Raw genomic sequence first — 26,131 nt, 5'->3', positions numbered from 1 at the left:
CCCCTGTCGATGGGGAAAGCCTGCCTTGACCGGGCTATCATTTCAAATACTATATTTTCGTAAGTTCATCAGAAAAAGTGATGTAGCAATCGTTGTCCCTACGCTTTCGCCAGCTTCAGGCCTTTCATGCCATCATGGAAACCGGAACCGTGACCGGCGCGGCCTCGGTTCTTGGGATATCGCAACCCGGCATCAGCAACCTTCTGGCACAGCTCGAGCGCGAGGCTCGTCTGCCTCTGTTCGAACGGACCAAAGGCCGATTGCTGCCAACCCCTGAGGCCGAGATGCTATTTCGCGAGGTCGACACGGTCGTGCGCGGGCTGGACCACGTGGCGCAGGCCGTAACCGATTTGCAGAACAAACATCCCGGTCAATTGCAGGTTGCCGCGCCTCACCTGTTGTCCTTTGGCTTCATGCCCCGCGAGATCGCGTGTTTTGCCAAAACGCGTCCGAACCTGTCTGTCAGCTTTCAGTCGCAATATTCGTCCAAGATTCAGGAATGGGTCATCTCGGGCCTGTTTGAAATCGGTATCGTCGAGATGCCCATTCTGCATGAAACACTGAACTATCAGGAGTTTCAGTTTGAAACGCTCGCGACTTTTCCTGAGGGCAGTCCCTTGGCCGAGCACGACGTACTGACGCCAGAGATTTTGGAAAACGAACCCTTCATCGTGATGGGGCCGGAACACCAGACTCATCGCCGGACTCGCGACATCTTTCAGGCATCCGGCCACACGTGGCGTACCCAGATACACACCCATCTGTCCGAAAACCTGCTGAGCTTTGTAAAACAGGGTATGGGGGTCGCGATGATCGACCCCTTTACTGTGACCTTTGACGACGAGAGCGGGTATCAGACCCGCCCATTTGCGCCGCCAGTCATGCTGGATCTCGCGATCATCACGGCCAAGGGCCGCCCTTTGTCCACGATTGCCCAGGAATTTCTGGCCCAGTTGACCCCGTCAATTGCCTCTTACGCGACCCATTCCGAGACCGGCGCGGCCGCTTCGTGAAGCGGCTGAGAGTGAATGTCGACAAGTGTTGGGCCGTCATGCTCAATCGCCTGTTTCAGCACGCGCGGCAGATCCTCAGGGTCTTTGACGGTCCAGGATTTGACGCCAAAGGCGGCCGCAACAGCGGCGTGGTCCGTCCGGTTGAAATCAACATTGTAATACCGCTGACCAAATCCCGCATTTTGACCAGCCTTGATCCATCCGAAGACCGAGTTCGAGAAGACGATTGAAGTGATTGGCATATTGTGCCGAACCATCGTTTCAAACTCGCCGCAGGTGAACCCGAACGAGCCATCGCCCATGACCGACAGGGTTTTGACCGATGGCCGCCCGACATGTGCCCCCATGGCCGCGCCCAGCGAATACCCTAGCGCCCCATGTGCCCGGTTGGTGATGAAATGGCGCCCCGGTTTCCGCCAGCGGTAATATGCGCTGAAATAGGGGCAGGGGGTGCCGGGGTCAGCGACCACAATCGCGTCGTCATCCAGAATGTCCATCAGGGACGCCATGACAGCCTCGGGCCGGATCGGCGTCTCGCGACTTGCGGCCAGCGGGGCGAACGCGGTCCTCTTGGCCTCCCAAGCGGCGCGGGCTTTGGCTGCTCCGCTTTGGCTGGTCAGGTCCTGCCGGTTTTCCAGTGCCAGCGCCAAAGCCTCCAGCGCCAGACGGGCATCGGCGCAGATCGCCACTTCGGTCTGGTAATTGGCGCCGATCACCATCGGATCGCTGTCGATATGGATGATCGTGGTGTTGCGCCCGGGGCTTCGCCACCGTTCCGTTGTGACCGAACCGGCGCGGCAGCCAATGAACAAAACGACATCGGCCTGATCCACGACGGCGCGGGTTGCCGGGATGCCCCCGTTCGACCCGACAACGCCCAGGGCCAGCGGGTCGGTCTCGGCAATGGACCCCTGACCCGACACGGTTGTGGCCACGGGCATGTCCAGCAGGCCTGCAACCCGGCGCAGCGCATCGGTCGCCCGGGACAAGACCGGCCCGCCACCACAGACCGCAACCGCGGATTTGGCCCCTGCAAGAATGGCAGCCGCTGCTTCGATGGTGTCCGGGTCAGGTGCGGCCCGTTCAGCGGGATAGCTGCGGTGCCTGCCATCCGCCCAGATTTCAGCCTCATCGACCTGCGCCTTCTGCGTGTCAAACGGCAGCGCCAGATGCGTCGCACCGGGCGTGCCGGTCGTCATCGCCCTGAAGGCGGCCCGAACCATGGCCGGAAGCCGCGCGGCGTCGTCGAGGGATGTGTTCCATTTGGCCAGAGGCCGGAACAGCGCAGGCTGATCCAGTTCGGTCAAAGGGTATTTGCCGCGGCTGGTTGTTGCCACATCCGACGTGATCGCCAGAATCGGAACCGAGCTTTCGTTGGCCTCGACCACTCCGGGCAAGATATAGGTCGCACCACCGCCGGACGGGCCCTCGCACACGCCGGGCTTGCCGGTGACGCGGGCATAGCCATCCGCCATATAGGCCGCGTGCCTCTCGTCCCGTGTCAGGATGTGCTGAATGCCGTGATCCATCCGGGCAAGGGCATCATAAAAGGGTAAAGTGGTATCGCCGCACAGGCCAAACATATGCGTCACACCATGCGCTTCGAGCATACGCACCATGGCTTCGGCTCCGGTCAGAAAATTTGTCCCTGTCATGGTCGCGAGTCCCTTGTGTCAAAACTGTACTCAGGACTGTATACAGTTTTGTATATTGATTTCAAGCTCAACGTGTGGCACCTGTGATTCAAACGAAGAAGGGCAGGGGTAATGGCTGGTCCGCGCGTCGATGATATCTATGATCAGGTCAAGGCGATGGCGGTTTCGTTTCGCCTGCGCCCCGGCGACCGCCTGAACGAAGTGGCGTTGTCCAGGGATCTGGGCGTCAGCCGCACCCCGCTGCGCGAGGCGTTGAACCGTCTGGTCGCCGAACGGCTTTTCGACTTCCGCCCCGGACAAGGCTTTTTCTGCCGCCCGCTGGATGCGCAAAGCGTGTTCGACCTGTTCGAACTGCGCCAGATCATCGAAACAGCGGCGGCGCGCGCGGCCTGTGCCAAGGCATCGGACGAAGACCTGCAGTTGCTGCGGGATGAGCTTTACGCAACGGGCATCGACATCACCGGTCTGACTGTTGAAGAAGCCGTCAACCGGGATGAGGCGTTTCATCTGGGTATCGCGAAGCTGTCTGGAAACATGGAACTGTTGCAAACCCTGACGCGGATCAACGACCGTATTCGCTATATCCGCTGGATATCCATGAGCCTCGACAGGGTGCAACGCTCAAAGGACGAACACAAACGCGTCATGCAGGCTTTGATGGACCGGAACGCGGATGAGGCCGCTCGGGTTCTGGGTGCACATATCTCCAAGCGTATGGATCAGGTGCAGGATGCCGTGCGTCACGGGATTTCGAACATCTACATGGAAGGGTCCGACGATATCTCGGCCCGTATTATTGAGGAGGTTGAGGGATGATCGCGCAGGGCGGAAAATCCATCTACGGCGCGTCTGTCGGCATTCTGATGCTGGATGCCCGCTTTCCCCGCATTCCCGGCGATATGGGCAACGCGCAGACCTGGCCCTTTCCGGTTCACTACCGCATTGTTCGCGATGCCTCGCCGGATCGGGTGGTCCGGCGCAAAGCCGAAGGCATGCTCGACGTGTTCATCAACGCGGCGCAGGAGCTTGTCAAAGATGGTGTCGACGGGATTACCACCAATTGCGGGTTTCTGTCCCTGTTCCAAAAAGAACTGGCCCAGGCTGTGCCTGTTCCGGTGGCCACATCGTCCCTGATGCAGGTTGAAATGGTCAACCGCATCCTGCCAGCGGGAAAACGCGCCGGGGTTCTGACCATATCAGCCTCTACTCTGACCCAAGATCACTTGCTGGCCGCCAATGTTCCATTGGACACACCCATCGGCACAACCGAAGGCGGGGCGGAGTTCACCCGCGCAATCCTTGGAAATGAGCTTGGTCTTGATGTGGAATTGGCCCGCAAGGACAATGTCGAAGCCGCCATGGCCCTGACATCGGAACACCCCGATCTTGGCGCGATCGTGCTGGAATGCACGAATATGTGCCCCTACGCGCCCGATATTCAGCGCGCCACAGGGCTGCCCGTGTTTTCTATCGTATCTTTCGTGACATGGTTTCAGGCCGGTCTTGTGCCGCCCACCTACTAGACAGGTGACACAGGCGCTCTGACTGACCCGCCCTCATCCGTCACAGGTTCAGGTCGCCTTGTACCGAGTTCCGGATCACCCGCTCGGCATTCGGAATGTCGTTTGAAAGCGCCCGCTCTCTTGCGGCCTGTTTGTCCAGCCCAAACCCAACCCAACGGTCGGTGAGCCGGGATTCCAGTGTTGCCAGATCGACGCCCAGAAACACCTTGAGCGCCCATAGGGGATGAAGGCCTGACCAGCCCGGTTCATCCAGCAAAAGATAGTTGCCTTCAACCAGAATGACCCGCTGGTAAGGCGAGATCATTGATCGGGCAGCGATTGCCAGATCAAGCTTTCGGTCGAAGCCCGGAATTGCAACTTCATCTTCGGTGCGCAAACGCACAAGCAAGGCATGAAACCCGGCAAGATCGAAGGTTTCAGGCGCGCCCTTGCGGGGGAAAAGCCCGCGTTCCTTCAGGATCGCGTTGTCAAAGTGAAAACCGTCCATTGGCACAAGCCCTGCTGACACGCCGCGCCGGTTCAGTTCGGCCGTGGCAAGGCTGGCAACGGTGCTTTTCCCGGATCCGGGTGGCCCGGCAATCGCAACAAGTTGCCGGTGTCGGGCCGGCGGCAGCGCCTCAACGGCGTCGACGATACGGTCGGCCAGAACGTCAGGGGCGGTGCCGCCACCGGTCATGCGGCCTGATCCTCGGGCGGTGCGTCCTTGGCCCCGGTCATAAACGCCACGGCGTCGGACATCGAATAGTCTTTGGGGTCAATCACACACAGGCGTTTTCCCAGCCGGTGCACGTGAATTCGGTCTGCGACTTCAAAAACATGAGGCATGTTGTGGCTGATCAGGATGATTGGGATGCCACGCGATTTCACATCCTGGATCAGTTCAAGGACCCTGCGGCTTTCTTTGACGCCCAGTGCTGCTGTCGGTTCGTCCAGAATGATGACCTTGGACCCGAACGCCGCCGCACGTGCCACTGCAACGCCCTGGCGTTGTCCACCCGACAGGGTTTCGACCGCCTGATTGATATTCTGGATCGTCATCAGACCCAGTTCGCTCAGCTTTTCGCGGGCGAATTTTTCCATCGCCGGACGGTCAAGCATGCGAAGCCACGACCCGAGCGGTCCTTTGCGCCGAATTTCCCGCCCCATGAACATATTGTCCGCAATCGACAGGGCAGGGGACATGGCAAGCGTCTGGTACACGGTTTCAATACCGGCTTCACGCGCGTCGATCGGGGAATGGAAATTCACCTTTTGACCTTCCAGCCAGACCTCGCCTTCGTCCGGCGCCACCGCGCCCGACACAGCCTTGATCAGCGTCGACTTGCCCGCGCCATTGTCGCCGATCACCGCCAGAATCTCACCCGGCATCAGATCGAAGTCGCAGTGATCCAGCGCAGTCACCTTGCCATAGCGTTTCACAAGGTTCCGTCCTTTGAGAATGGGTTCCATCAGGCTGCCACCTTTCTGATCCACTGGTCGACCGCGACCGCTGCGATGATAAGGATGCCGATCAGCAGGAACGTCCATTGTGCATCCGCGCCCAACAACCGCAGCCCAAGCGTAAAGACGCCCACGATCAGGGCACCGAACAGGGACCCCAGAATAGACCCCCGACCGCCAAACAGAGATATCCCCCCAATCACGACCGCCGTGATGCTTTCAATGTTGGCCAGCTGCCCCGAGGTTGGCGAAACCGACCCGATCCGACCAATCAGGGCCCAGCCCGCAAAGGCGCAGATCAGGCCGGACAGCATGTACACGGATATCAGCGTGCGGTGTACGTTGACACCGGACAGCTCTGCCGCTTCGGGGTCATCCCCGACGGCATAGACATGCCTGCCCCAGGCCGTGTGCCGCAGCGCGTATGCAAGGACGAGGATCAGCGCCAGCATGAAGACCACCCCGACGGTAAACACCGCCCCGCCCACGTTAAACTTGGCACCAAACAGTTGCAGGATGGCGGCGTGTTCCTCGATCTCCTGCGACCGGATCGTTTCGTTTTGTGAATAAAGAAAATTCGCCGCAAGAACGATCTGCCACATGCCAAGGGTGACGATGAAAGGCGGCAGCTTGATGCGACTGACCAGAAACCCGTTCAAAGCCCCGATTGCCGAGCCAACAGCAAGGCCGCACACAATCGCAATCGTAGGCGGCATTCCATAGCGGAAGGTAAACTGCCCCATCACAACCGACGACATCACCATGATGGCCCCAACACTCAGGTCGATGCCTGCGGTCAGGATCACAAGGCTTTGCGCCGCGGCCACGATCCCGACGATCTGAACCTGTTGCAGGATCAATGTCAGCGCAAAGGGCGAAAAGAACTTGGGGCCCAGCAAGACACCAAAGATGACGATGGCAGCGACAAGGACAATCAGCGGGACCAGCGACGGGTTCACATGCAGAAAATGCTGAACCGTCCCGACAAATCCGCGTTGGTGATCGTCAAACTCGGCGACTTGCTCCGGGCTGCCTTTTGCGGCGGTTTCGAAATCGTCAGCTTGTCGTGAAGAATCGGACATGGAACTTCCCCCAAAGCGTCAGGTTTATGACGACTTTAGCAAGGTTTCAGGCGTGTGGGTGGTTTTGATAAGTGGAAGGCCGCGCAGCGGCCTTCCAAACATTCAGCTTAACCCCAGCAGAGGTCCATGCCTTCCTGAACCGAGATGGACTCGACGCCGTCGGCGGCCTTATCCGTCACAAGCGCCACACCGGTGTCAAAAAAGTCCTTACCGGGTGTGTTCTCGGGCTTCACGCCTTCGTCCGCCCATTTCTTGACGGCCTCAACGCCCAGCGATGCCATCAGCAGCGGGTATTGCTGTGATGTTGCACCGATGACGCCGTCCGCCACGTTCTGCACGCCAGGGCAGCCGCCATCGACGGAAACGATCAACACGTCATTTTCGCGCCCGATAGCCTTAAGCGCTTCATAAGCGCCCGCTGCCGCCGGTTCGTTGATGGTGTGCACCACGTTGATCGTCGGGTCTTTGGCCAGCAGGTTCTCCATGGCGCGACGACCGCCTTCTTCGTTGCCAGCGGTGACATCGCTGCCAACAAGACGCGGGTCGTTTTCATCGCCAATCACGTTCGGATCGGCCAGATCAACACCGAACCCCTGCAGGAACCCTTGATTGCGAAGCACATCCACAGTGGGCTGGCTGACCGCAAGGTCCAACGTGGCGATTTTGGCGTCATTTGCCGCATCTCCCAGCGTGGCTTTTGCCCATTGTCCGATCAGAAGCCCCGCAAGGAAATTGTCCGTGGCAAAGGTCGCGTCGGCCGAGTCGATAGGCTCAAGTGGGGTGTCCAGCGCAATCACCAGCAGCCCGGCATCGCGGGCCTGCTGCACCGCCGGAACGATGGACGACGTATCCGACGCGGTCAGCAGGATACCCTTTGCGCCATCCAGAATGCAGGTTTCAATGGCCTGAACCTGAGTTTCGTGGTCTCCGTCGACTTTGCCGGCAAAGGCTTTCAGCGTCATGCCAAGCTCTTCGGCTTTAGCTGTGGCACCCTCTCTCATTTTAACAAAGAAAGGGTTGGTATCCGTCTTGGTGATCAGGCAAACGGTTTCACCTTCGGCCATTGCACTGCTTGCCATGGCCGTAACCGCCAGCGCCGTGGCGCCTGCAAGTTTCGCAAGTTTCATCGGTAGTCCTCCCAGTTTTCCCAATGCCCTTCCGGGCATACGTTTGATCGGGCGAAAACCGGCCCGATCTCACATAAAAACCATCACAAGATTCGAATTTCGAGTCAATAAATAAATCACTCTTATTTATTATTGACAGAAAGGAAGGGTTTTTACATTGTCGTCATGAAGGGGATGGCCGTGTCTGCAATGAACTCTCTGGGCAATACTACTGGCGTACGCGAGCCAGACATGCGCGGCACCAACCAAAGTGGAATGCGGGCCCGAAATGAACGGCTTGTCCTGTCACTGGTCCGGCGCCATCAGGCCCTCGCAAAATCTGAAATCGCGCGCATGACCGGCCTGTCGGCGCAGACGGTCTCGGTCATCATGCGCCAGTTGGAGAACGATGGGTTGCTGTTGCGGGGCGAACCGATCCGGGGAAAAGTCGGGCAGCCATCGGTTCCCATGCGCCTGAACCCGGACGGCGCGTATTTCTTTGGGCTCAAAGTCGGGCGGCGTAGTACCGAACTGGTGCTGACGGATTTTCTTGGCAACGTCAGGCACCGCGAACGGCGGACCTATGATTTTCCAACGCCCGAGGCGACATTGAGCTTTTCCACAGAAAGCCTCGACAAAGTGATGGCGTCAATGTCGCCCGAGGCGCGCAGCAGAATCGCGGGCCTTGGGATTGCCATGCCGTTCTACCTTTGGGACTGGGCACAAACATTGCAGGTTCCTCAGGAAAAAATGGATCCGTGGCGTGACGCGGACCTGAAAGGCGCGCTAGCCGCAAGCTATGACGTGCCGGTATTTTTGCAGAACGACGCAACCGCGGCCTGCGGTGCCGAGCTGGTGTTTGGCCCTGCAGAAGGCCCACGAGATTTCCTGTATTTCTATGTCGGCTTCTTCATCGGGGGCGGGGTGGTTCTGAACGGCTCCATCTTTTCAGGGCGGGGAAATGCCGGTGCGCTTGGTCCATTGCCTGTGCCGGACGACGCAGGCGGAGTGAAACCATTGATAGATGTCGCCAGTCTTTATGTGCTGGAGCGCGCAGTTGGTGGGAATGCCGAAACAGCCGGCTCAATCTGGGAAACGACACGGCATTGGGACGTACCGGAAACCCTCCTTGAGAATTGGCTGAACCAGGCGGCGCACGGAATCGCCCATGCCATCGTCTCTTCTTGCAGCCTGATCGATTTCGAATGTGTCAAGATTGATGGCTGGATGCCTGCTGATATCAAGGCGCGGCTGGTGGAAAGGGTTGAGCTCAAACTATCCCATATGAACCTGACCGGGCTTGAACGGCCCTTGGTGCTGGCAGGGGCGGCGGGCCCGGATGCCCGGTCATTGGGGGCGGCCAGTTTGCCATTGTCGGAAAGATACCTGCTCGAAGGGTAGGTTCATCCCCGAAAAACCCCGACCTGTATCCAAAGCGGATCAACCGGAAAAAGGGCATTGCCCGCTGAACTTTTTGACAGCCAGCGCAATTGATCGTTGACGGATGCTGAAGAAGTCTGGCAAGCCGCTCGGCATGTCCGGTTCCGGGGCGTGCTCTGGAATCAATAGGGAATGCGGTGCGGGCTTTGGCCCAATTCCGCAACTGCACCCGCAACTGTAAGCGGCGAGCAGGGCTGAAGTGCCACTGGAGTTAATCCGGGAAGGCCAGCCCAACGCTTTGACCCGCAAGTCAGGATACCTGCCGGACATGTGCCTTTGACAAGGGCACTCCTAATCGGCGACGGGATGTGCGTCGGAGCAGGATGCTTGAAAAAGCAGCTCGGCTTGGACGTCCCCGCAGTCAAAACGCATCTCGTACCGGGGTTGGTACGAAGGGACAAGGACGACTATTGATGACCAAGCTGCTTTCTGCAGCCGCTGTGGCGATGGCGCTTCCAGCGATGGCAAATGCGCATTTCCTGCTGGAATACACCTCTGACACCATGATCGACGCACCGGGGAATGTTCCGGTCAAGCTGATCTTCTGGCATCCGTTCTCGAACGGGCATGTCATGGATCTGGACAAGCCGCAGGAATTCTACGTGATCCACAACGGTCAGAAAACCGACCTGCTGGATACCCTGGAACCCGTACGTTTCACCGGCGGCGAAAACGAAGGCGCGGCATTCAAGGGTTATGTACCCGTCAAACGGTCGGGCGACTATGTGCTGGTGACAGTTCCCCAGCCCTATTATGAGGGATCTGAGGATGTCTATATCCAGCAGATCGCCAAGGCATTCCTGAACCGCAACGAACTGCCGACCGACTGGATGAACCCGGTGGGCTTGCCGGTTGAGATCATCCCGCTCAACAAACCGACCAACATCATCGCGGGGTCGACCTTTACGGGTCGGGTAATGGCCGAAGGCCAACCGGTTGCGGGTGCCGAGATCGAGATCGAGTACATGGCCGCAGAACCGGACATGGAAAGCACGGCTGCTTCGGCCCCGACCGTCTCGCCGTTGCCGGGTGGTGCATTGGTCGCAACTTCGGATGATAACGGGTATTTCACGTTCGGCGTTCCGAAAGCCGGATATTGGGGTTTTGCAGCGCTCGGCGCCGGTCCCGTGACCGAACACAACGGCAAAGAACTCAGCCAGGACGCGGTCATCTGGATCCGCGCCTGGGATTTGGAGTAACCGTAGATGCACATCGTTGACGGAGCCTTGTCCAACCCTGTCGTGATCGGCGGAGCCGTCGCTGCTGCGGGTGGGATTGCCATGGGCCTCAGGTCGCTGGATCTTGATCGCATCCCCACTGCGGGGGTGCTGTCTGCCAGCTTTTTCGTGGCATCGCTGATCCATGTGCCGATTGGCCCTTCGTCAGTGCATCTGATCCTCAACGGTATGGCCGGGCTTTTGTTGGGCTGGGCCGCATTCCCGGCCCTGTTCGTCGGGCTTTTGCTGCAGGCCGTCTTCTTTGGCTTTGGCGGGTTGACGGTATTGGGGATCAACACCCTGAACATCGCGTTGCCCGCGGTTTTGGCCGGGCTGATCTTTGGCCGCCTGATCGCCCATGGCTCACCTCTGCAAGGTGCGATATGGGGCGGGGTCGGCGGTGCCTTTGCCATCGCCGCCACAACCGGCATGGTTGCGTTTTCACTGGCCCTGTCCGGGGATGCATTCCTGCCAGCGGCCAAGCTTGTTTTCTTTGCACATATTCCTGTCATGGCGATCGAGGCGATCCTGACCGGGTTCGCGGTTTTGCTGGCGCGCAAGGTCAAGCCCGAGCTGTTTGTCAAAGGAGCGGCCGCTTGAGGTACCTGGCGATCATTCTGGCGCTGTGCTGCGCACCCGTACCTGCCTTGGCGCATAAGGTCATAGCCGGAGTGTTTGAATCCGGTGACGCCATCGAAGGCGAAATCGGCTTTTCCAACGGTGACATGGCAAGCGGGGCCGAGGTCATCGTCAACGGCCCGGACGGAGCCGAGCTGGGCCGCATCGTAACAGATGCAGACGGGTTCTTTATCTACACGCCGAACGCGCCGGTGGCCCATACTTTCTTTGCAAACCTTGGTGCCGGGCATGTGGCCGAGGTCACCATGCCCGCTGTGGATGTCGCCCGGATCATGGGCGTTGAAGCGGAACCCGACACCGCGCCGACAAACGCACCTGCCCAGACAGCGGCGGTGCTCAGCGATGAACAACAACAGGTCATTGCCAGGGCCGTGCGGGATGAGCTGCGCCCGCTGCGTCGGGAAATCGCCGCCTACCGCGAGCAAAATGACCTGCAAACTGTTCTGGGTGGGATCGGATATATCGTCGGTCTATTTGGTCTGGGCTTTTATTTTGCGGCACGCCGCAAGCTGGCGGCCTGATGGCGCACGTTCTGGGGCAACAGGAAAGCACGCTGATCAAAGCGGGCGCGCAGCGGCGCGGCGCGATCAACCCGCTTGATCCAAGGATGCGGATCGTCATGGCGGTTGTCTTCGCGGTGGTGACTGTCGCGGTGTCCTCGCTGACGGCGCTGTGCGCGGCTTTGGCGGTGTCCCTTTCGCTTCTTGCCGCGTCGCGTCTGCCCTGGCGGAAAACGTTGAAACGCATGGCCATGATGGATGGGTTCATCCTTTTCATGCTGGTGCTGTTGCCATTCTCCATGCCCGGCGACCCGATGTTCACGCTCTGGTGGTTTCCCGCAAGCTGGCAGGGTTTCTGGAAAGCGGTCGAGATCGCCTTGACGGCCAACGCGGTCATCCTGTCCCTGATGGTGCTGGTCGGCACGATGGAGCCGGTCACGCTTGGCCACGCCCTGCACCGCCTGCGCTGCCCCGAAAAGCTGGTTCACCTTCTGATGTTCACCATCCGCTATATCGAGGTTCTGCGGGAAGAATACCTGCGCCTGCGCGCGGCAATGAAGGTACGCGGTTTTCGCCCGGCAACAAACTGGCACACCTATCGTAGTTTTGGCTATCTCGTGGGCATGATGCTGGTACGCGCGATCGAAAGATCCGAACGCATACTTGATGCGATGAAATGCCGGGGGTTTTCAGGCCGTATGCTGCTGCTTCAGGACTTTGCCCTGACCCGAAGGGACATCGTTTTTGCCGCAGGTCTTGGTGCCCTTTGCGCGGGTCTGATCATACTGGATTTGGCATGACACTGATTGCGCTTGAAGAAATCTGCTTTGCCTACGCCGGTCTGCCACCCGTTCTTGACGGTGCCAGCCTCAGCCTGTCCGCTGGTCAACGCCTGTCGCTGACGGGCCCGAACGGGGCAGGAAAATCGACCTTGCTGCGCATTACGCTTGGCTTGCAGCGCGCACAGTCCGGCACGGTCAGGATCTTTGGTCAGCAAAGGGTGCATGAGGCTGATTTTCACGACGTGCGCCGCCGGGTGGGCCTTGTGTTTCAGGATGCGGATGATCAGTTGTTCTGCCCGACCGTCGCCGAGGATATCGCCTTTGGCCCGCTCAACCTGGGCAGAACACGCGACGAAGCACTTGCCATCGTTGAAAGCGTGTTGGGTGATCTGGACCTGATGCATCTGAAGAACCGCATCACCCACAATTTGTCAGGGGGTGAAAAACGGCTGGTTACGCTGGCGACCGTTCTGGCGATGGAGCCCGAGGTTCTGCTGCTTGATGAACCCACCAACGCGCTGGACCCACGGAACGAGGCCCGGCTGCTGGAAATCCTCCGGGCATTGCCGCAAGCGATCCTTCTTGTCAGCCATTCCCCGGCCTTCCGAGCCGAACTGGCACCGGATGCGCTGGATTTGCGAGACGGAAAACTGGTTGCTGTCTGACAGGACCAATACGTGTTCAGCTGTTCCGCTTTCGGCTCATAAGCCCATATCTGACTGCCCATGCGCGAAACGATAGGCGTCTGCGACGGTCCTGTTTCACCGGGTGTTTCGACGGCGCGCCACCTTTTCGGTTGAACTCGAAAACGTCGATGATGCGCTCGGCGCAACCGCAGGCTTCGCCTATGCCAACTTTGGCAAAGTAGAATTTTTCGAAACGTTCCGGGTTTCGCATGGCACCCCTCCTGTTCAAGCGTAACTCCAAAAGCCAAGTGCCGCCAAATCACTTTGTTGCGGATGCAGAGGGGGTCCTATGGCGCGGCGAATGCGCTTCCCGTCCAGACATTGTCCAATTGATTGAAGACCGGCGAGGTGATGAGCATCTCGGCAGGGTACAGCAATTGCAGCTCATCCGCGAACCGCGTGACGCCGGGTACAAGCCCGGTGATGTTTTGCCACGCGGCCCAGCTGCCGGGATCGGACAGGCTGGTGGGATTGCCGGGATCAGCCGCCTGGTGCCAACCGGCCGCATTCAGGATCGGTGAAAGGGCAAAGCGCGCATCGTTGCTGTCAACCTCGGAACAGGCAGCAGCATCGCATTCCCAGCTTGTCCAGTCTGCCGCCGCGATGGTCCCGGCAATCGGGGCGGCGGCGTCGATGACCCGTGCCAGAACCTCGAACCCGCCACCCGCAGTCGGACGGCTGAGCGACAGGGGGTCGGTGGCCACGGCATGCAGCGCCGCGGTCGGTGCCAGGCTGAGGGTCCGGCCGATCAAAGCCAGCTGTGCGATGCCGTCGGTCACCGGGCCTGATCCGGCGGCCGGAAGGACCCTGACAGGTGTCAGGATCGGTACCGCACCGCCACGTATCGCGATCTCCTGCAACGCATTGTCGAAGGCCGGAACGAAATCACTGCGGATCGTATAGCTCAGCGGGAAACTGGCCTGCTGCGGACCAACGGGCCTTGCACCGTCGCGGGTGATGAAAGACATCGGCGGAACGGCACCCGGTTGCGGCAGCGAAATCTGCGGTCCCGCGATACCCAAAGCGGCCGCGATCATGCGAGCGCGCTGTTCGGCCTCACCATACTCGCTCAGCAGATTGATATAGCCGCCGATCTCGGTGATGTTGCGCGGCGCAGGGATGCGCGAAGGGGCAATATCGCCCGCAATGGCCAGCCTATGGGCAATCACCTCACGGGCGCGCTGGATCGCCGGAGAGTTGGTCGTTTCAAGAATGTTGATGATCGCCTCGGCAAGGCTTTCATCAATTCCCGGTTTGTCCGTCACATTTGTGCTCGTGTCACTCATTGTCGTCCTCCGCAGGGGCGTTCAGGCCATTGAGGAAATCCAGCACCGACTGGCTGCCAGCCTTGGTCGCGCTGCCGTCATCGGCATCCGCGTTCGCCTTGGTGAAGGCCCCGAAAAGCTTGGCCAGAAGCAGTGTGTTGGACGGGTTGGCCAAAGCCGCAGCCCCGCCGGGGAAATCCTTGAACAGGTTTTGCGTAAAGGCTGCCCGGTTGCCGTCTGCCTGTCCGCCAATCAATGCGGCGACACCCGAGGCGTTCTTGGCGATATCCTCAAACCCCTTGATCTTGGCGGCGTTGCTGGCATCGAACGCCTTTTTGTCAGCGGCGGCTTTCTTGGCCTCTTCCTCTTTGCGGGCGGCAGCGATTTCCTGACCTTTACCCGCAAGTTCCGTGGCCTTTCCAACCAGTTCTTTCGTCAGATCCGTTGCCGTGTCGATGGCCTTGTCTCGCCCCGCAGCGACCGATTGCGTTTCAAGCGCCAGCTGGGCTTGCAGTTCCTTCAGGCCCGTAAGATCGGTTCCCGCCCGCGCAAGATCAGGCGCGGCCTTGAGGATTTCGGCCAGTTGCGACGTGGGCACAGCCTGGCCGGTGCCAATGTCGCCCCCTGCAATAGTAAGCGTGTTCGAAGGCTGGTTGTTCGGCAGGTCTGACGGCGCGCGGGTGCCAAAGATGGCGTCACTGTCAGCAGGCAGGACCGGCGCGTCGCCAACCGGCGGCGGTGTCGGGCTGTCCTGCCAGTTCCAGAAGCGGCGGTGGTCGATCATCTCGCAGGAATTGCAGCGGCCCAGAACGGCCTCGCCCAGCAATCCTCTGGTCGGCAGTGAAATCGTGCGGCGCGGTGGCCGGAAATCCTCGCGGTGGAAGGCCAGCAGACTGTCCTGAATATCACCGGTCCGCATCTCCATCCGGTCGGCCAGATCGGGCGGGATCGAGAAGGGCATGATCATGGCATTGCCATAGAACCCCAACACCTTGTTCTGGACGGTGCTGAGCAGCGATATCTCGCTTGAGGCATCGTCCAGCCCGCCTTCCGGTACCCCGATGGTGAAGCGTTCCAGCAGGATCGCACGTTCTTCGTCCGTCATGCTGGCCCAGATCACGCGGGAATAGCGAACGGTGTTGGCCACAACATGCTGGTACATCTCTTCGATGCGGCGCAGATCCCGGCGTGACAGAACGTCCGGCACCTCCTGCACGGAATAGGGCAGGGTGGCAGGCAACGCCTGGAACGTGTTGTCATCAACAACTGTCTGGGCGTTTTCATTCATACGCGCCTCGAACTCGCTGACCATGGGCGGACCCACCAGATCGTCAAAGTCCGAGCCCGAGATCGTGGTGCGAAGGCTGCGGTTGATATTGCGGGTGGCCCGGTCCAGATCGTCGGCATCTTCCAGATTGGCCAGATGTTCCCAGATGTTGAAAATGTTGATGGGATCCGGACCAGTGTAGAACGAATAGGCAAACGAGCCCGTCCGCCTGCGCAGCTCGACACGGGCGATATCCGACCGCTCGACCGAACGGGGCAAAGCCACAGACCCGGTATAGGTCCGGCGCTTGGTCGGGTCACGCCGCGCATCAGCCAGCCGGACAAGCAGGTTCTCGCGGGTTTCCGCTGGCAGGTCATGCAGGTTGTCGATGTCTATCGGCGATCCGGTCAGCGGCACAGGTCCGACCCGGTCGCCATCCTGCGTGAAGATTACGGCTGAAATGTCATCATTGGGCATGAACGTGCCCTGCGCCTCGAAACTGACGATGTCCTGTGCGACACCGGGCGCGTTCTGCGGTGTTGCGTCCTTGTCCGCATAAAACTCTTCCAGAAGCTTCAGGGCGCTGCGGAATCTGCGGCGGTTTCGGAACACGCGCCGGAACACTTCTGCATGGCGCAGGATGACCTTGTACCGGCTCAGCAATCCGGACCGGGTGACATTGCCCGGCAACTGGTCACCTTGCCCCAGACGGCGGAAGCGGATGAGTTGCATCGGCACAAAGACCACCAACTGCACGCCCTCGATACGCGTTTCCAAGGAAAAGTCGCGCAGGACTTCGAACCATTGCATGGTCATTGCGTGGCAATGATTGCGGTTGGCCACGAATTTCGTTGTGGCCGTTCGCCGATCCGTCGCAGTTGCAGTGCGCACACTGGTCCGTGCCGAGTTGCGCTTGACCGAAGCCGCCCGTTCAAGCGCGGCAGAGAATGTCTCATGCGTGTCGGACAGAAAATCGCGCGATGTGTTCTGCGTGTTGGACGAATTGCCGGAAGAATTCGAACTGGACCGTGCGCCGCTGAAGCCCACGCCGCCGACTATGGCCCCGATGCCTCCGAACAGGCCGCCACCAACGCCACCTGCGCCCCCGAAGCTCTTTGAAAAAGCGCGCGTCGAAAACGAGGATGTACCCTGAATCACCTCATCCAGCGCAGTTTCAAACGCACTGTCAAAGGACGTGTCGCGGGCTTCTTCGAATTCCTGTTGCTCTTCAAAGGTCAGGCTCTCTCGTTCACGTACGCTCAATGTTTCGCGCTGTTCCGACACGACAATCCGCTGCTCTTCTCCGGGGGCAAGCGGCAGGGAATAGACCAACCGACCCAAAGACATGCCAGCGTGAACAGCAGTCGACCGCATCTTGGCAATATAGCCAAGCGCAAGGCTCGACGCTTTGGGCACATCCTGCGGCCGTTCCTCAAGGTCTTCAAAGAAGTCTTCGATATCAATGGGTTCGTCAATCGGAATCCGGTCCCGAAAATCCCAATCACCCCCGTCATTGTTGAACGCGGCCAGAAGCGTTTCGGCTGACAGATTGGCCTGAGCAAAGGCTGTGCCCGGGATAGTCGTCACAAAGCGGCCCCCACCTATGGGGCGCGTTCGAACGATATTCTTGGGCCCGACGAGCGGATCAATCAGCCGGTACAGAACCGAATAGCGCCGCCGCGAAACCGTGCCACCTTCGGTTCGGTACTCCGACGCGCAATCGCCCTCGCCCAGCACGATAGGGGCCTGCGTACCGGTGAAATCGGATATGTTTTCTTCAGCATCCTCGGGATCCACCGGCAAGATATCGGCCAGCTCACCGACGATCGAACGCTGCAAAGGCAGGACAGTGCGATCCAGCACCACAAGACCCATTTCGCCGTCCAGCGCGTCAACGCGTGGCACGGCTTCTGTCAGGGTGGTGTTCTGGCCCCTGATCCGTAACCGCAGGCCGTTCTGCGGCAGGCGGAGATTAGGCAGATCAACCGAAAAAAGACCACGCGCGTCCGTGACGGCGGCTTTGACAGCCCACGAAAAATCTGCGTTGTCGATCCCTTCATTGGCGGTAAAGGTGGGGCGCAGGACCTCGACGATCACGCGTTCGGCAGGGGTCCCGTCAGGGTTGATCAGTTCCCCCCGCAATTTCGGGGCGAGGGTGGGAACGACCGCCCCCAGAAAGCCTCCGGCCAGATCTTCGCGAATGGTTGCAAGCTGACGAAAAACCGCACCAGTCGACTGGACGCGCCGGTCGACCAGATCGTTGATCACTTCTGAGGACAGCTCAATTCCGACGCCACGGCGCAATGCCTTGAGCTTTTCCGCCTCAACCCGCTTCTGATCCTCAACGCTGTGCGCACCAGCCGCGACAGTGCCGGAAATTTCCGCTGATATCGATGGGCTTGGCCGAAGATTAGGTAAGGACAGTGTTATGCGCGGGGGCTCACTGCTGGAGTCGGACATGAACGTCACCTCTCGAGAAAGAGCTGAAAAAACGAGATGTCAGAAAAATAAGTCAAATCATTAAAGGTGACCCAAGGTAACATGTCTGGGGGATTCGCGGAAGCAACGCAGGGTTGTACCCGCTGCAACGCGCGGCAAAGCGCTCAGGACAAGCGTAGTGTCTCTTGCCGCTGACGGTATCCAGTATTGGTCAGGGCCAGAGGAAAAACCTGTCGGGAAACACCGGCACCCAGATCGCCTTTGGTCTAGTTTCGCGACTGCTGAGAGGAATAGAAATACGCAATGGCCTGCGTGCGGTTTTTGACACTCAGCTTTTCGTAGATGTTGGACAGGTGGAACTTGACCGTGTTGGTCGAAATCTGAAGTTCCTTTGACAAATCCCGGTTCGACATTCCCTGCGCCAGCGCCTCCAGAATTGCGCGTTCTTTACGCGATAGGCTCTGGATCGGGTCCTGTTGCATTTTCCGGATATCTACGAACGGGAACACCATCTTACCCGCCGCGACTTTGGCGCAGGTTTCCAGCAGGCCCTCAACCTCGCCCGTGCGAGCGGCAAATCCAGCCGCACCCGCCTGCATCGCCAATCGCGGGACATCGCCGCCAGTGTCGCCATAAACGACAAAGCGCGGGGCGTTGGGCTGATCGCGCAGAACTTCGATCAGTTTGGCAGCGCCTAAAACCGGAAGCGTCCAGTCGACGACACCGACCTGAACGGGAACCCGCATCACCGTTCCCAGAAACCCTTCGGCCGTTGCTGACGTGGCCATCAGCGAGAATCGGGGGTCCCGCTCGAATATCTCGGACATGGCCGACAGAACCAGCGGGTTGCCGTCCGCCAGCATGATGTCGATGGGTTTGCTCGGTGTCTCAACCATATGATTTTGCCCCGAATTCGGAAAAAACTACCCATAAGGATAGGGTGTTTCTTTGTATACCTTCGTATTTTTACCAAAACGGGTAGGTATTGCCCCATCCTATTGGCCATCCAAAAGCAGTAGTAAGTTACGTTGCGTCATAAGGCAAGCTCGCGTTTCCTGCTCGGTAACTTGACACGACGGGCCGCAATGCCCGGCCAACAGCCGAGGATGCCAGACCATGACTTTTCAGATTTTCCCTCCGCTCGAAATCCCCCAAACCCTCGCTGCGGGGCCGGGGCCGGGTAACACGGATGCCCGCGTCCTCAAGGCCTTTGCCAATGCAGGCGTTGCCGATCACATGCAGGGGGACGTCCTTAGGGGGATGGTCGAATGCAAGCACATGCTGCGGAAAATCTGGGGCACCCAAAACGCCTATACCTTTGCTGTTGCCGGCACCGGTTGGAGCGCCCTGGACACCATGTTTTCGGCTGTCATGCCTGGCGACAAGGTCGTAGCTTTTGCCAACGGCACATTCTCGGGGATCGACGCGCTGACCCTGCGGTTCAAAGCGGCGACGCCCGAAGAACATGCAGCCAACCCGATGGCGCCTCAGGCCGCCAGCGTCACCGTGATCGAGGTTCCGCACGGCCAGCCGGTCACCGGTGATCTGGTCGAGGCGACTCTCGCGCAGCACAAACCGAAATGGGCTTTCATGGCGCATTGGGAAACCGGATCTGGCCGCATCAATGACCTGCGCGGATTTTCCGACGCGTGCGAACGTCATGGCGCGATGGGTCTGATCGATGCGGTGTCGTCTCTGGGCGTCGATGACTTCTCGATAGACGATTTTCCGGGCATCGCCGGATGGGCGTCCTGCCCGCAGAAAGGTCTATGCTGCCTGCCGCTGACCTATGCCCCTGTCAGCTTTACCGACGCCTATATCGCATCACTCAGAACCACCGGTGCCTATACCTATGTGCACAATCCCATCTTTGAGGCCCGCCATTGGGGCATTGTTGATGGGCAGGATGTTGAAAAGGGCACCTATCACCGCACCCATTCGGGCTACGCCGTTGCGGCCTTCCATGAATCCCTGCGCCTGACCCTTCAGGAAAGTCTGGCCAAGCGGTCCGCATCGTACAAGACGCATGAGAAGGTTCTGCGCGACGCTGTTACCGAAATGGGCTGCGAGGTCACCTCCGACATGCCCAGCCTGATTGTGCTGAACCTGCCCCCGGAACTGGCTGGCCGCGAGATGGAGCTGGTCCAGAACTGCCGTGCGCGCGGGTTTGGCATCTGGCCGACCCTCAGCGAACCCGTGCAGGTGCGCATCGGCATCCTCAACCAATTGAACCGCGAGGCCGTCAGCCGGATTGTGCGTCTGTTCGCCGAAGCCATCCGAGAACTGGGCGGAACGGTCAATCAAGACGCAATCGAAGACCTGCTGGAAAGCCGTTACGGCACCTCAATCGCTGCATAAACAGGAGCGGATCAGATGGATATTCACGAATATCAGGCAAAGGAAATTCTTTCGAATTTCGGTGTCGCCATACCATCCGGCGCACTGGCCTACAGTCCGGAGCAAGCGGCCTATCGGGCGCGTGAGCTGGGCGGTGACAAATGGATCGTCAAGGCGCAGGTCCATGCAGGCGGTCGCGGCAAGGCCGGAGGGGTCAAGCTGTGCAACACCGAGAACGAAATCTATCAGGCCTGCGATGATCTGTTTGGTCGCAAGCTGGTCACGCATCAGACCGGCCCCGAAGGCAAAGGCATCTATCGCGTCTATGTCGAAGCCGCGGTGCCGATTGACCGCGAGATTTATTTGGGTTTAGTCCTCGATCGGTCCAGCCAAAGGGTGATGATCGTGGCCTCGTCCGAGGGCGGGATGGAGATCGAGGATATCTCGGCTGACCGCCCGGAAAGTATCGTCCGCTCCATCGTGGAACCGGCGGTTGGGCTTCAGGAATTTCAGGCGCGCGAGATCGCATTGAACCTGGGGCTTGAGCCCAGGCTGATCCAGCAAATGGTGCGTACGCTACAGGGCTGCTATGCCGCTTTTAGCGAGCTTGACGCGACAATGGTCGAGATCAATCCGTTGGTCATCACAGGTGACGACCGGGTGCTGGCGCTTGACGCCAAGATGAGCTTTGACGACAACGCCCTGTTCCGCCATCCACAAATCTCTGAACTGCGTGACAAAAGCCAGGAAGACCCGCGCGAAAGCCGCGCGGCCGACCGCGGACTGTCTTATGTCGGGCTGGACGGAAATATCGGCTGCATCGTCAACGGTGCCGGTCTGGCGATGGCCACGATGGACACGATCAAGCTGGCCGGTGGCGAGCCTGCAAACTTCCTCGACATCGGGGGCGGGGCTTCGCCCGAACGTGTGGCCAAGGCATTTCGTCTGGTCCTGTCGGACGACAATGTTCAGGCCATTCTGGTCAACATCTTCGCCGGTATCAACCGCTGCGACTGGGTGGCCGAAGGCGTCGTTCAGGCCCTGCGGGAACTTGACCTCGACCTGCCCGTCGTCGTGCGGCTGGCTGGGACAAATGTCGAAGAGGGCCAGAAGATTCTGGCCAAATCCGGCCTGCCGATCATTCGCGCCTCAACGCTGATGGAGGCGGCAGAACGCGCTGTTGGCGCATGGAAAAACGACCTTACTCAAGGCACCAAGATGAGGGCTGTGAAATGAGCATTCTTCTCGACCGTGACTCGCGCGTCATCGTGCAGGGCATTACCGGCCGCATGGCTCGGTTTCATACCAAGGACATGTTGAACTATGGCACCAATGTCGTGGGCGGCGTCGTACCCGGCAAAGGTGGGGAAACCGTCGAGGGTGTTCCGGTCTTTGACACCGTTAAACAGGCTGTCGAGGCGACCGGCGCGGATGCCAGCCTTGTTTTCGTGCCCCCGCCATTTGCGGCTGATTCAATCATGGAAGCCGCAGATGCCGGTATCCGCTATTGTGTCTGCATCACCGACGGGATTCCGGCGCAGGACATGATCCGGGTGAAGCGGTACATGTACCGCTATCCGAAAGATAAGCGCATGGTGCTGACCGGGCCGAACTGTGCCGGTACGATTTCCCCAGGCAAGGCGCTGCTGGGCATCATGCCGGGCCACATCTATCTGCCCGGCCATGTCGGCATCATCGGCCGCTCGGGCACGCTGGGCTATGAGGCTGCGGCGCAACTGAAAGAACGCGGCATCGGTGTCTCGACCAGTGTCGGGATTGGTGGCGACCCGATCAACGGGTCATCCTTTAAGGACATCCTTCAGCGCTTCGAAGAGGACGAGGACACCCATGTCATCGTCATGATCGGCGAGATCGGCGGCCCGCAGGAAGCTGAAGCAGCGGATTACATCCGCGACCACATCACCAAACCGGTGATTGCCTATGTCGCGGGTCTGACCGCCCCGAAAGGCCGCACGATGGGCCACGCGGGTGCGATCATCTCGGCCTTTGGCGAAAGCGCCAGCGAGAAGGTCGAGATCCTGTCCGCCGCCGGGGTGACCGTTGCCGAAAACCCCGCTGTGATCGGTGAAACAATTGCCCGTGTGATGGAGGCCGCGTGATGGTCAAACCCTCGGTTCTTGTCACCCGTCGCTGGCCTGCCGCCGTCGAGGCGCAGCTGGCCGAGAATTACAACGCTGTTCTGAACACCGGGGACAAACCCATGTCCCCGGCCGAAATTCGGCAAGCCTTGAAAACATATGACGCGGTGCTGCCAACTGTAACGGACACACTGAGCGCCGAAGCAATGGACGTCCCTGGTGCGCAGACCAAAATACTGGCCAATTACGGTGTCGGATACAGCCACATCTGCGAACCTTCGGCGCGTGAGCTGGGCATGACCGTGACCAACACGCCCGATGTTCTGTCCGAATGCACCGCCGATATCGCCATGACCCTGCTGCTGATGGTGGCGCGGCGCGCTGGCGAAGGTGAACGCGAGCTGCGGTCCGGCACCTGGACCGGATGGCGGCCCACGCATCTGGTTGGAACCAAGGTCAGCGGCAAAACGCTGGGCATTATCGGCTATGGCCGCATCGGGCAAGAGATGGCCCGCCGTGCGCATCATGGCTTTGGCATGGACATCCTCGTCTACAACCGCAGTCAGATAGCGCCGGATGTGCTGGCCAGGTGCAATGCAACGCAGGTGGCCTCGATTGACGACTTGCTGCCGCAATGCGACTTCGTCTCGCTGCATTGTCCCGGCGGGGCTGACAATCGGCATCTGATCAACGCGCGCAGGCTGGGCCTGATGAAGCCCGACGCCTTTCTGATCAACACCGCGCGCGGTGAGGTGATCGACGAATGGGCGCTGATCCAGGCCCTGATGTTCGAGATGATCGGCGGGGCCGCGCTGGACGTGTTCGATGGTGAACCCCGTATCAGCCCGGACCTGCTGCAATGCGACAACCTCGTGATGCTGCCACATCTGGGCAGCGCCACCCGCGAAGCGCGCGAGGCGATGGGGTTTCGGGTTCTCGATAACCTGAGTGATTTCTTTGAAGGCCGAGAACCCCGGGACCGCGTGATCTGATGCAAGCGCTGGCCCCGAATATTCAGCCCACCCCCAACCCTTCGAGCTATGCCGAAGGGTTGCGCTCGGAATTGCGGGCGTTGTGGCGGAACATATTGCTGAAACGGGCGCCACATGTTGCGGCATGGGCCGAGGTCACGCCGCTGCAACCCATTCCCACGGGACCCGAGGCAACGCCGTATTTGCAGGCCCTTTCGATCTGGTTCCAACTCTTGTGCATCATCGATGAAAACGCCGAAGTTCGGGACCGTCGACTGACCGAAACCCAAAACGGCGCAGAAGCGGTAGAAGGCGGTTTTGCCGAAGCCCTGACAGACTTGTCCCTGACCTATAGCCAGGTTGAAAAGCTGACCGCTGACCTGTGTACCGGTCCCACTCTGACCGCGCACCCGACCGAAGCCAAGCGGGTTACGGTTCTGGAAATTCACCGGCGTATCTACCGCAACCTCGTCAGTCTTGAAACACAACGCTGGACGCCGACCGAACACGCCGAATTGCTGAATGGTCTGGAGGGAGAGATTGATCTCTTGTGGCTGACAGGCGAACTTCGCCTGTCGCGCCCAAGCCTGCACGACGAGATCGAATGGGGGTTTCAGTTCTTCCGCGATGCAATCTTTGATGCTGTCCCGCAGGTTATGGGCCGATTCGATCAGGCCTGCCTGCAAGTGCTGGGACGTACGCCGAGTGAAACTCCTGATATCCGCTTTCACAGCTGGATCGGCGGCGACCGGGATGGCAACCCGAATGTCACGACCGAGATGACCGCATTGGCGCTGAAACGCGGACGCGAAACAGTTCTGGACCTATATCGCCAGGCACTCGAACGTGCCGCAAGCAGGTTAAGCATCAGCGCGCTGATATTGCCTTTACCTGAACCTGTCAGGACGCAAGTACAAGCGATAGTCGACCGGGCTCCGGTCGCCGGACGCAATCGGAATGAACCGTTCCGGCAAGCACTCAATGCCATTCGCTATCGGCTGACAAACAGCGGCTATGATCACATCTCGCAATTCGTGGGCGATCTCGACACGCTTGATACCGCTTTATGTACGGTCAACGCGGATATTCTGGCGCGGCAGCACATCCGTCCGCTGCGCCGGGCCGCTTCGGTTTTCGGGTTCCGGACCACAACGCTGGACATCCGCCAGAATTCGACCGTCACAACCGACGTTCTGGCCGAAATCTGGTCGCATAGCGGACAGGTGCCGGTTTACGGCACAGCCGAATGGTCTGCCCGCTTGCGAACCGAACTGGCCGATCAGAACCTGCCTTATCAAGACCGCGATGCGTTAAGCGATCAGGCGCGGGAACTGCTTGCTCTTCTGGCTCTGGTCCATGGTGTGCGATCGGGACCGGACCCCAAGGCAATAGGGCCCTTCATCCTGTCCATGACCCGTTCGGCCGACGACATTCTCGGCATCTACCTATTGGCCCGCTATGCCGGGTTTGGGTCCGAAACTCTGGATCTTTCGGTAGTCCCATTGTTCGAGACAATTGCCGATTTGCGAAATGCCCCATCAATCCTGCTGGACGTTCTGGCAGTTCCGCTTGCCCGTCGCAGCCTCAAAACCGACGGTCGAGTAATCGAGGTGATGCTGGGATATTCGGACAGCGGCAAGGACGGAGGCTATTTCTGCTCAACATGGGAGTTGGAGCGCGCCCAACGCCGGATCGTCTCGGCGCTGGCCTCGCAAGGTTTCAAGGCCACGTTTTTCCATGGTCGCGGTGGCTCGGTCAGCCGGGGCGGTGCACCGACCGGGCGCGCCATCGCCGCGCAACCCAGCGGAACAGTTGCCGGGCGGTTGCGCGTGACCGAACAGGGCGAGGTGGTTTCGGCCAAATATGCCAACCGGGGCACGGCTGCGGCGCATCTGGAGTTGTTGCTGTCAAGCACGATGCGCCATACGGCGACCCCTGACGAGGCGCCTTCACGGCCTGAATTCGATGACGCATTGGATGCTTTGTCAGAGTTGTCACAGACAGCTTATGTCTCGCTTTTGCAGATGCCGGGTTTTCTGGACTATTTCCAGCAGGCTAGCCCTGTCCAAGAACTTGCCCGCCTGAAAATGGGGTCCCGTCCGACCCGTCGGTTCGGCGCGGCCAGTCTGGACGACCTGCGGGCCATTCCATGGGTCTTTGCGTGGTCGCAGAACCGCCACCTGATCACTGGTTGGTACGGGTTCGGCACCGCCATGGCCAGTTTTCGCAAGTTTCGCGGCGCGCGCGGTGATGACGTGTTGCACGACATGTTTCGACACTCCCGCCTGTTCCGCCTCGCCGTCGATGAGATGGAAAAATCGCTCTATCAGGCGGATATGGAAATCGCAGCGCAGTATGGCGAATTGGTCTCTGATATCGAGATCCGCCAACGTGTATCGCAGGTAATCAAGGCGGAATACGATAGTGCCTGCAAAGCGACCCGGTTTCTGACAGGTGGTCAGGTCATCGGCCATCGCTTTCCCCGCCTTTGCGAGAGGTTTGACCGCAAACAGGCCGAATTGGCCCGCATTCATGCTCTTCAGGTCGAACTGCTGCAACACGCCCGCAACGAACCGCAGGCAGGGTCAGTTCCCGTGCCCCTGCTGCAATCCATGAACGCCGTTTCCGCTGGTCTTGGCTGGACCGGCTAACCATTTTCAGGAGATCAAA

General features: G+C 59.5%; 23 protein-coding genes and 1 riboswitch. Of the genes, 14 read left to right on the top strand and 9 right to left on the bottom strand.

Going from position 1 to position 26,131, the window contains the following annotated elements:
* The first annotated feature begins 92 nt into the window (after positions 1–92).
* Positions 93–1,013 (top strand): LysR family transcriptional regulator, encoded by a 921-nt coding sequence (locus tag AC2FLU_RS19800; protein WP_496812090.1) that lies wholly within the window; start codon positions 93–95, stop codon positions 1,011–1,013.
* Here the strand turns inward: AC2FLU_RS19800 and AC2FLU_RS19795 are convergent.
* Complete coding sequence (locus AC2FLU_RS19795) at positions 974–2,668, bottom strand: thiamine pyrophosphate-binding protein (RefSeq protein WP_496809457.1); 1,695 nt, start codon at positions 2,666–2,668, stop codon at positions 974–976. The genes AC2FLU_RS19800 and AC2FLU_RS19795 overlap by 40 nt on opposite strands.
* Before the next feature lie 111 nt (positions 2,669–2,779).
* Between AC2FLU_RS19795 and AC2FLU_RS19790 the strand changes: the two genes are divergently transcribed.
* On the top strand, positions 2,780–3,484 hold the full coding sequence (locus AC2FLU_RS19790) for a GntR family transcriptional regulator (RefSeq protein ID WP_480521270.1): 705 nt from the start codon (positions 2,780–2,782) through the stop codon (positions 3,482–3,484).
* Entirely contained in the window at positions 3,481–4,191 is a 711-nt protein-coding gene (locus AC2FLU_RS19785) for an aspartate/glutamate racemase family protein (RefSeq protein WP_496716045.1), read from the top strand. Before AC2FLU_RS19790 ends, AC2FLU_RS19785 begins: the two co-directional genes overlap by 4 nt.
* A 40-nt stretch (positions 4,192–4,231) precedes the next feature.
* On the opposite strand, the gene AC2FLU_RS19780 is transcribed toward AC2FLU_RS19785, so the two are convergent.
* From AC2FLU_RS19780 to AC2FLU_RS19765, 4 genes are all read right to left on the bottom strand, one after another.
* The gene (locus tag AC2FLU_RS19780; RefSeq protein ID WP_496812089.1) at positions 4,232–4,867 is read right to left on the bottom strand and encodes a nucleoside/nucleotide kinase family protein; all 636 of its coding nucleotides are present in this window, start codon (positions 4,865–4,867) and stop codon (positions 4,232–4,234) included.
* On the bottom strand, positions 4,864–5,640 hold the full coding sequence (locus AC2FLU_RS19775; RefSeq protein WP_480477471.1) for an ATP-binding cassette domain-containing protein: 777 nt from the start codon (positions 5,638–5,640) through the stop codon (positions 4,864–4,866). Before AC2FLU_RS19775 ends, AC2FLU_RS19780 begins: the two co-directional genes overlap by 4 nt.
* Positions 5,640–6,713 (bottom strand): ABC transporter permease, encoded by a 1,074-nt coding sequence (locus tag AC2FLU_RS19770; protein WP_480521278.1) that lies wholly within the window; start codon positions 6,711–6,713, stop codon positions 5,640–5,642. Before AC2FLU_RS19770 ends, AC2FLU_RS19775 begins: the two co-directional genes overlap by 1 nt.
* A gap of 107 nt (positions 6,714–6,820) precedes the next feature.
* Entirely contained in the window at positions 6,821–7,840 is a 1,020-nt protein-coding gene (locus AC2FLU_RS19765) for a sugar ABC transporter substrate-binding protein (RefSeq protein ID WP_480555957.1), read from the bottom strand.
* Positions 7,841–8,029: 189 nt separating this feature from the next.
* Here AC2FLU_RS19765 and AC2FLU_RS19760 point away from each other — a divergent pair, with 189 nt between their 5' ends.
* The 6 genes from AC2FLU_RS19760 to AC2FLU_RS19735 all read left to right on the top strand — a co-directional run bounded on the left by AC2FLU_RS19760 (position 8,030) and on the right by AC2FLU_RS19735 (position 13,062).
* On the top strand, positions 8,030–9,220 hold the full coding sequence (locus tag AC2FLU_RS19760) for an ROK family transcriptional regulator (protein ID WP_496812092.1): 1,191 nt from the start codon (positions 8,030–8,032) through the stop codon (positions 9,218–9,220).
* 121 nt (positions 9,221–9,341) lie between these two features.
* Positions 9,342–9,540: riboswitch (cobalamin riboswitch) on the top strand.
* A gap of 132 nt (positions 9,541–9,672) precedes the next feature.
* Positions 9,673–10,458 (top strand): DUF4198 domain-containing protein, encoded by a 786-nt coding sequence (locus AC2FLU_RS19755; RefSeq protein WP_496809455.1) that lies wholly within the window; start codon positions 9,673–9,675, stop codon positions 10,456–10,458.
* 6 nt (positions 10,459–10,464) lie between these two features.
* Positions 10,465–11,076: a cobalt transporter CbiM gene (gene cbiM / locus AC2FLU_RS19750; protein ID WP_480484878.1), complete on the top strand. Its 612-nt coding sequence runs from the start codon at positions 10,465–10,467 to the stop codon at positions 11,074–11,076.
* Positions 11,073–11,636, top strand: coding sequence for a NikL family nickel/cobalt ECF transporter subunit (locus AC2FLU_RS19745; RefSeq protein ID WP_496809454.1), 564 nt, complete (start codon positions 11,073–11,075; stop codon positions 11,634–11,636). Before cbiM ends, AC2FLU_RS19745 begins: the two co-directional genes overlap by 4 nt.
* The gene (cbiQ, locus tag AC2FLU_RS19740; protein ID WP_496809453.1) at positions 11,636–12,415 is read left to right on the top strand and encodes a cobalt ECF transporter T component CbiQ; all 780 of its coding nucleotides are present in this window, start codon (positions 11,636–11,638) and stop codon (positions 12,413–12,415) included. Before AC2FLU_RS19745 ends, cbiQ begins: the two co-directional genes overlap by 1 nt.
* Positions 12,412–13,062 (top strand): energy-coupling factor ABC transporter ATP-binding protein, encoded by a 651-nt coding sequence (locus tag AC2FLU_RS19735; RefSeq protein WP_480623837.1) that lies wholly within the window; start codon positions 12,412–12,414, stop codon positions 13,060–13,062. Before cbiQ ends, AC2FLU_RS19735 begins: the two co-directional genes overlap by 4 nt.
* 16 nt (positions 13,063–13,078) lie before the next feature.
* Here AC2FLU_RS19735 and AC2FLU_RS19730 read toward each other — a convergent pair whose 3' ends face one another.
* The 4 genes from AC2FLU_RS19730 to AC2FLU_RS19715 all read right to left on the bottom strand — a co-directional run bounded on the left by AC2FLU_RS19730 (position 13,079) and on the right by AC2FLU_RS19715 (position 18,950).
* On the bottom strand, positions 13,079–13,294 hold the full coding sequence (locus tag AC2FLU_RS19730) for a hypothetical protein (protein WP_496809452.1): 216 nt from the start codon (positions 13,292–13,294) through the stop codon (positions 13,079–13,081).
* A gap of 76 nt (positions 13,295–13,370) precedes the next feature.
* Positions 13,371–14,369 carry a hypothetical protein gene (locus AC2FLU_RS19725; protein WP_480607512.1) on the bottom strand — a complete coding sequence of 333 codons (999 nt, stop codon included), beginning with the start codon at positions 14,367–14,369 and terminating at the stop codon, positions 13,371–13,373.
* Complete coding sequence (locus AC2FLU_RS19720; RefSeq protein WP_496809451.1) at positions 14,362–18,075, bottom strand: hypothetical protein; 3,714 nt, start codon at positions 18,073–18,075, stop codon at positions 14,362–14,364. The genes AC2FLU_RS19725 and AC2FLU_RS19720 overlap by 8 nt, the downstream gene beginning before the upstream one ends.
* Before the next feature lie 245 nt (positions 18,076–18,320).
* A complete protein-coding gene (locus AC2FLU_RS19715; protein ID WP_480496195.1) occupies positions 18,321–18,950 on the bottom strand; it encodes a response regulator transcription factor in 630 nt (209 codons plus the stop codon).
* A gap of 220 nt (positions 18,951–19,170) precedes the next feature.
* On the opposite strand from AC2FLU_RS19715, the gene AC2FLU_RS19710 reads away from it, so the two are divergent.
* Genes AC2FLU_RS19710 through AC2FLU_RS19690 form a run of 5 tightly spaced genes read left to right on the top strand, consistent with a single transcriptional unit; the run spans position 19,171 to position 26,112 of the window.
* Positions 19,171–20,412 carry a pyridoxal-phosphate-dependent aminotransferase family protein gene (locus AC2FLU_RS19710; RefSeq protein WP_480521296.1) on the top strand — a complete coding sequence of 414 codons (1,242 nt, stop codon included), beginning with the start codon at positions 19,171–19,173 and terminating at the stop codon, positions 20,410–20,412.
* A gap of 15 nt (positions 20,413–20,427) precedes the next feature.
* Positions 20,428–21,627 carry a malate--CoA ligase subunit beta gene (locus AC2FLU_RS19705; protein ID WP_496809450.1) on the top strand — a complete coding sequence of 400 codons (1,200 nt, stop codon included), beginning with the start codon at positions 20,428–20,430 and terminating at the stop codon, positions 21,625–21,627.
* Positions 21,624–22,511, top strand: coding sequence for a succinate--CoA ligase subunit alpha (gene sucD, locus AC2FLU_RS19700; protein ID WP_496809449.1), 888 nt, complete (start codon positions 21,624–21,626; stop codon positions 22,509–22,511). Before AC2FLU_RS19705 ends, sucD begins: the two co-directional genes overlap by 4 nt.
* Positions 22,511–23,482, top strand: a complete 972-nt coding sequence (locus tag AC2FLU_RS19695) for a 2-hydroxyacid dehydrogenase (protein WP_496716197.1) — start codon at positions 22,511–22,513, stop codon at positions 23,480–23,482. The genes sucD and AC2FLU_RS19695 overlap by 1 nt, the downstream gene beginning before the upstream one ends.
* A complete protein-coding gene (locus AC2FLU_RS19690) occupies positions 23,482–26,112 on the top strand; it encodes a phosphoenolpyruvate carboxylase (protein WP_496809448.1) in 2,631 nt (876 codons plus the stop codon). Before AC2FLU_RS19695 ends, AC2FLU_RS19690 begins: the two co-directional genes overlap by 1 nt.
* The last annotated feature ends 19 nt before the right edge of the window (positions 26,113–26,131 follow it).

The organism is Ruegeria sp. SAZD013, assembly GCF_059612525.1.
This window is presented reverse-complemented; position numbering and strand designations above follow the sequence as displayed.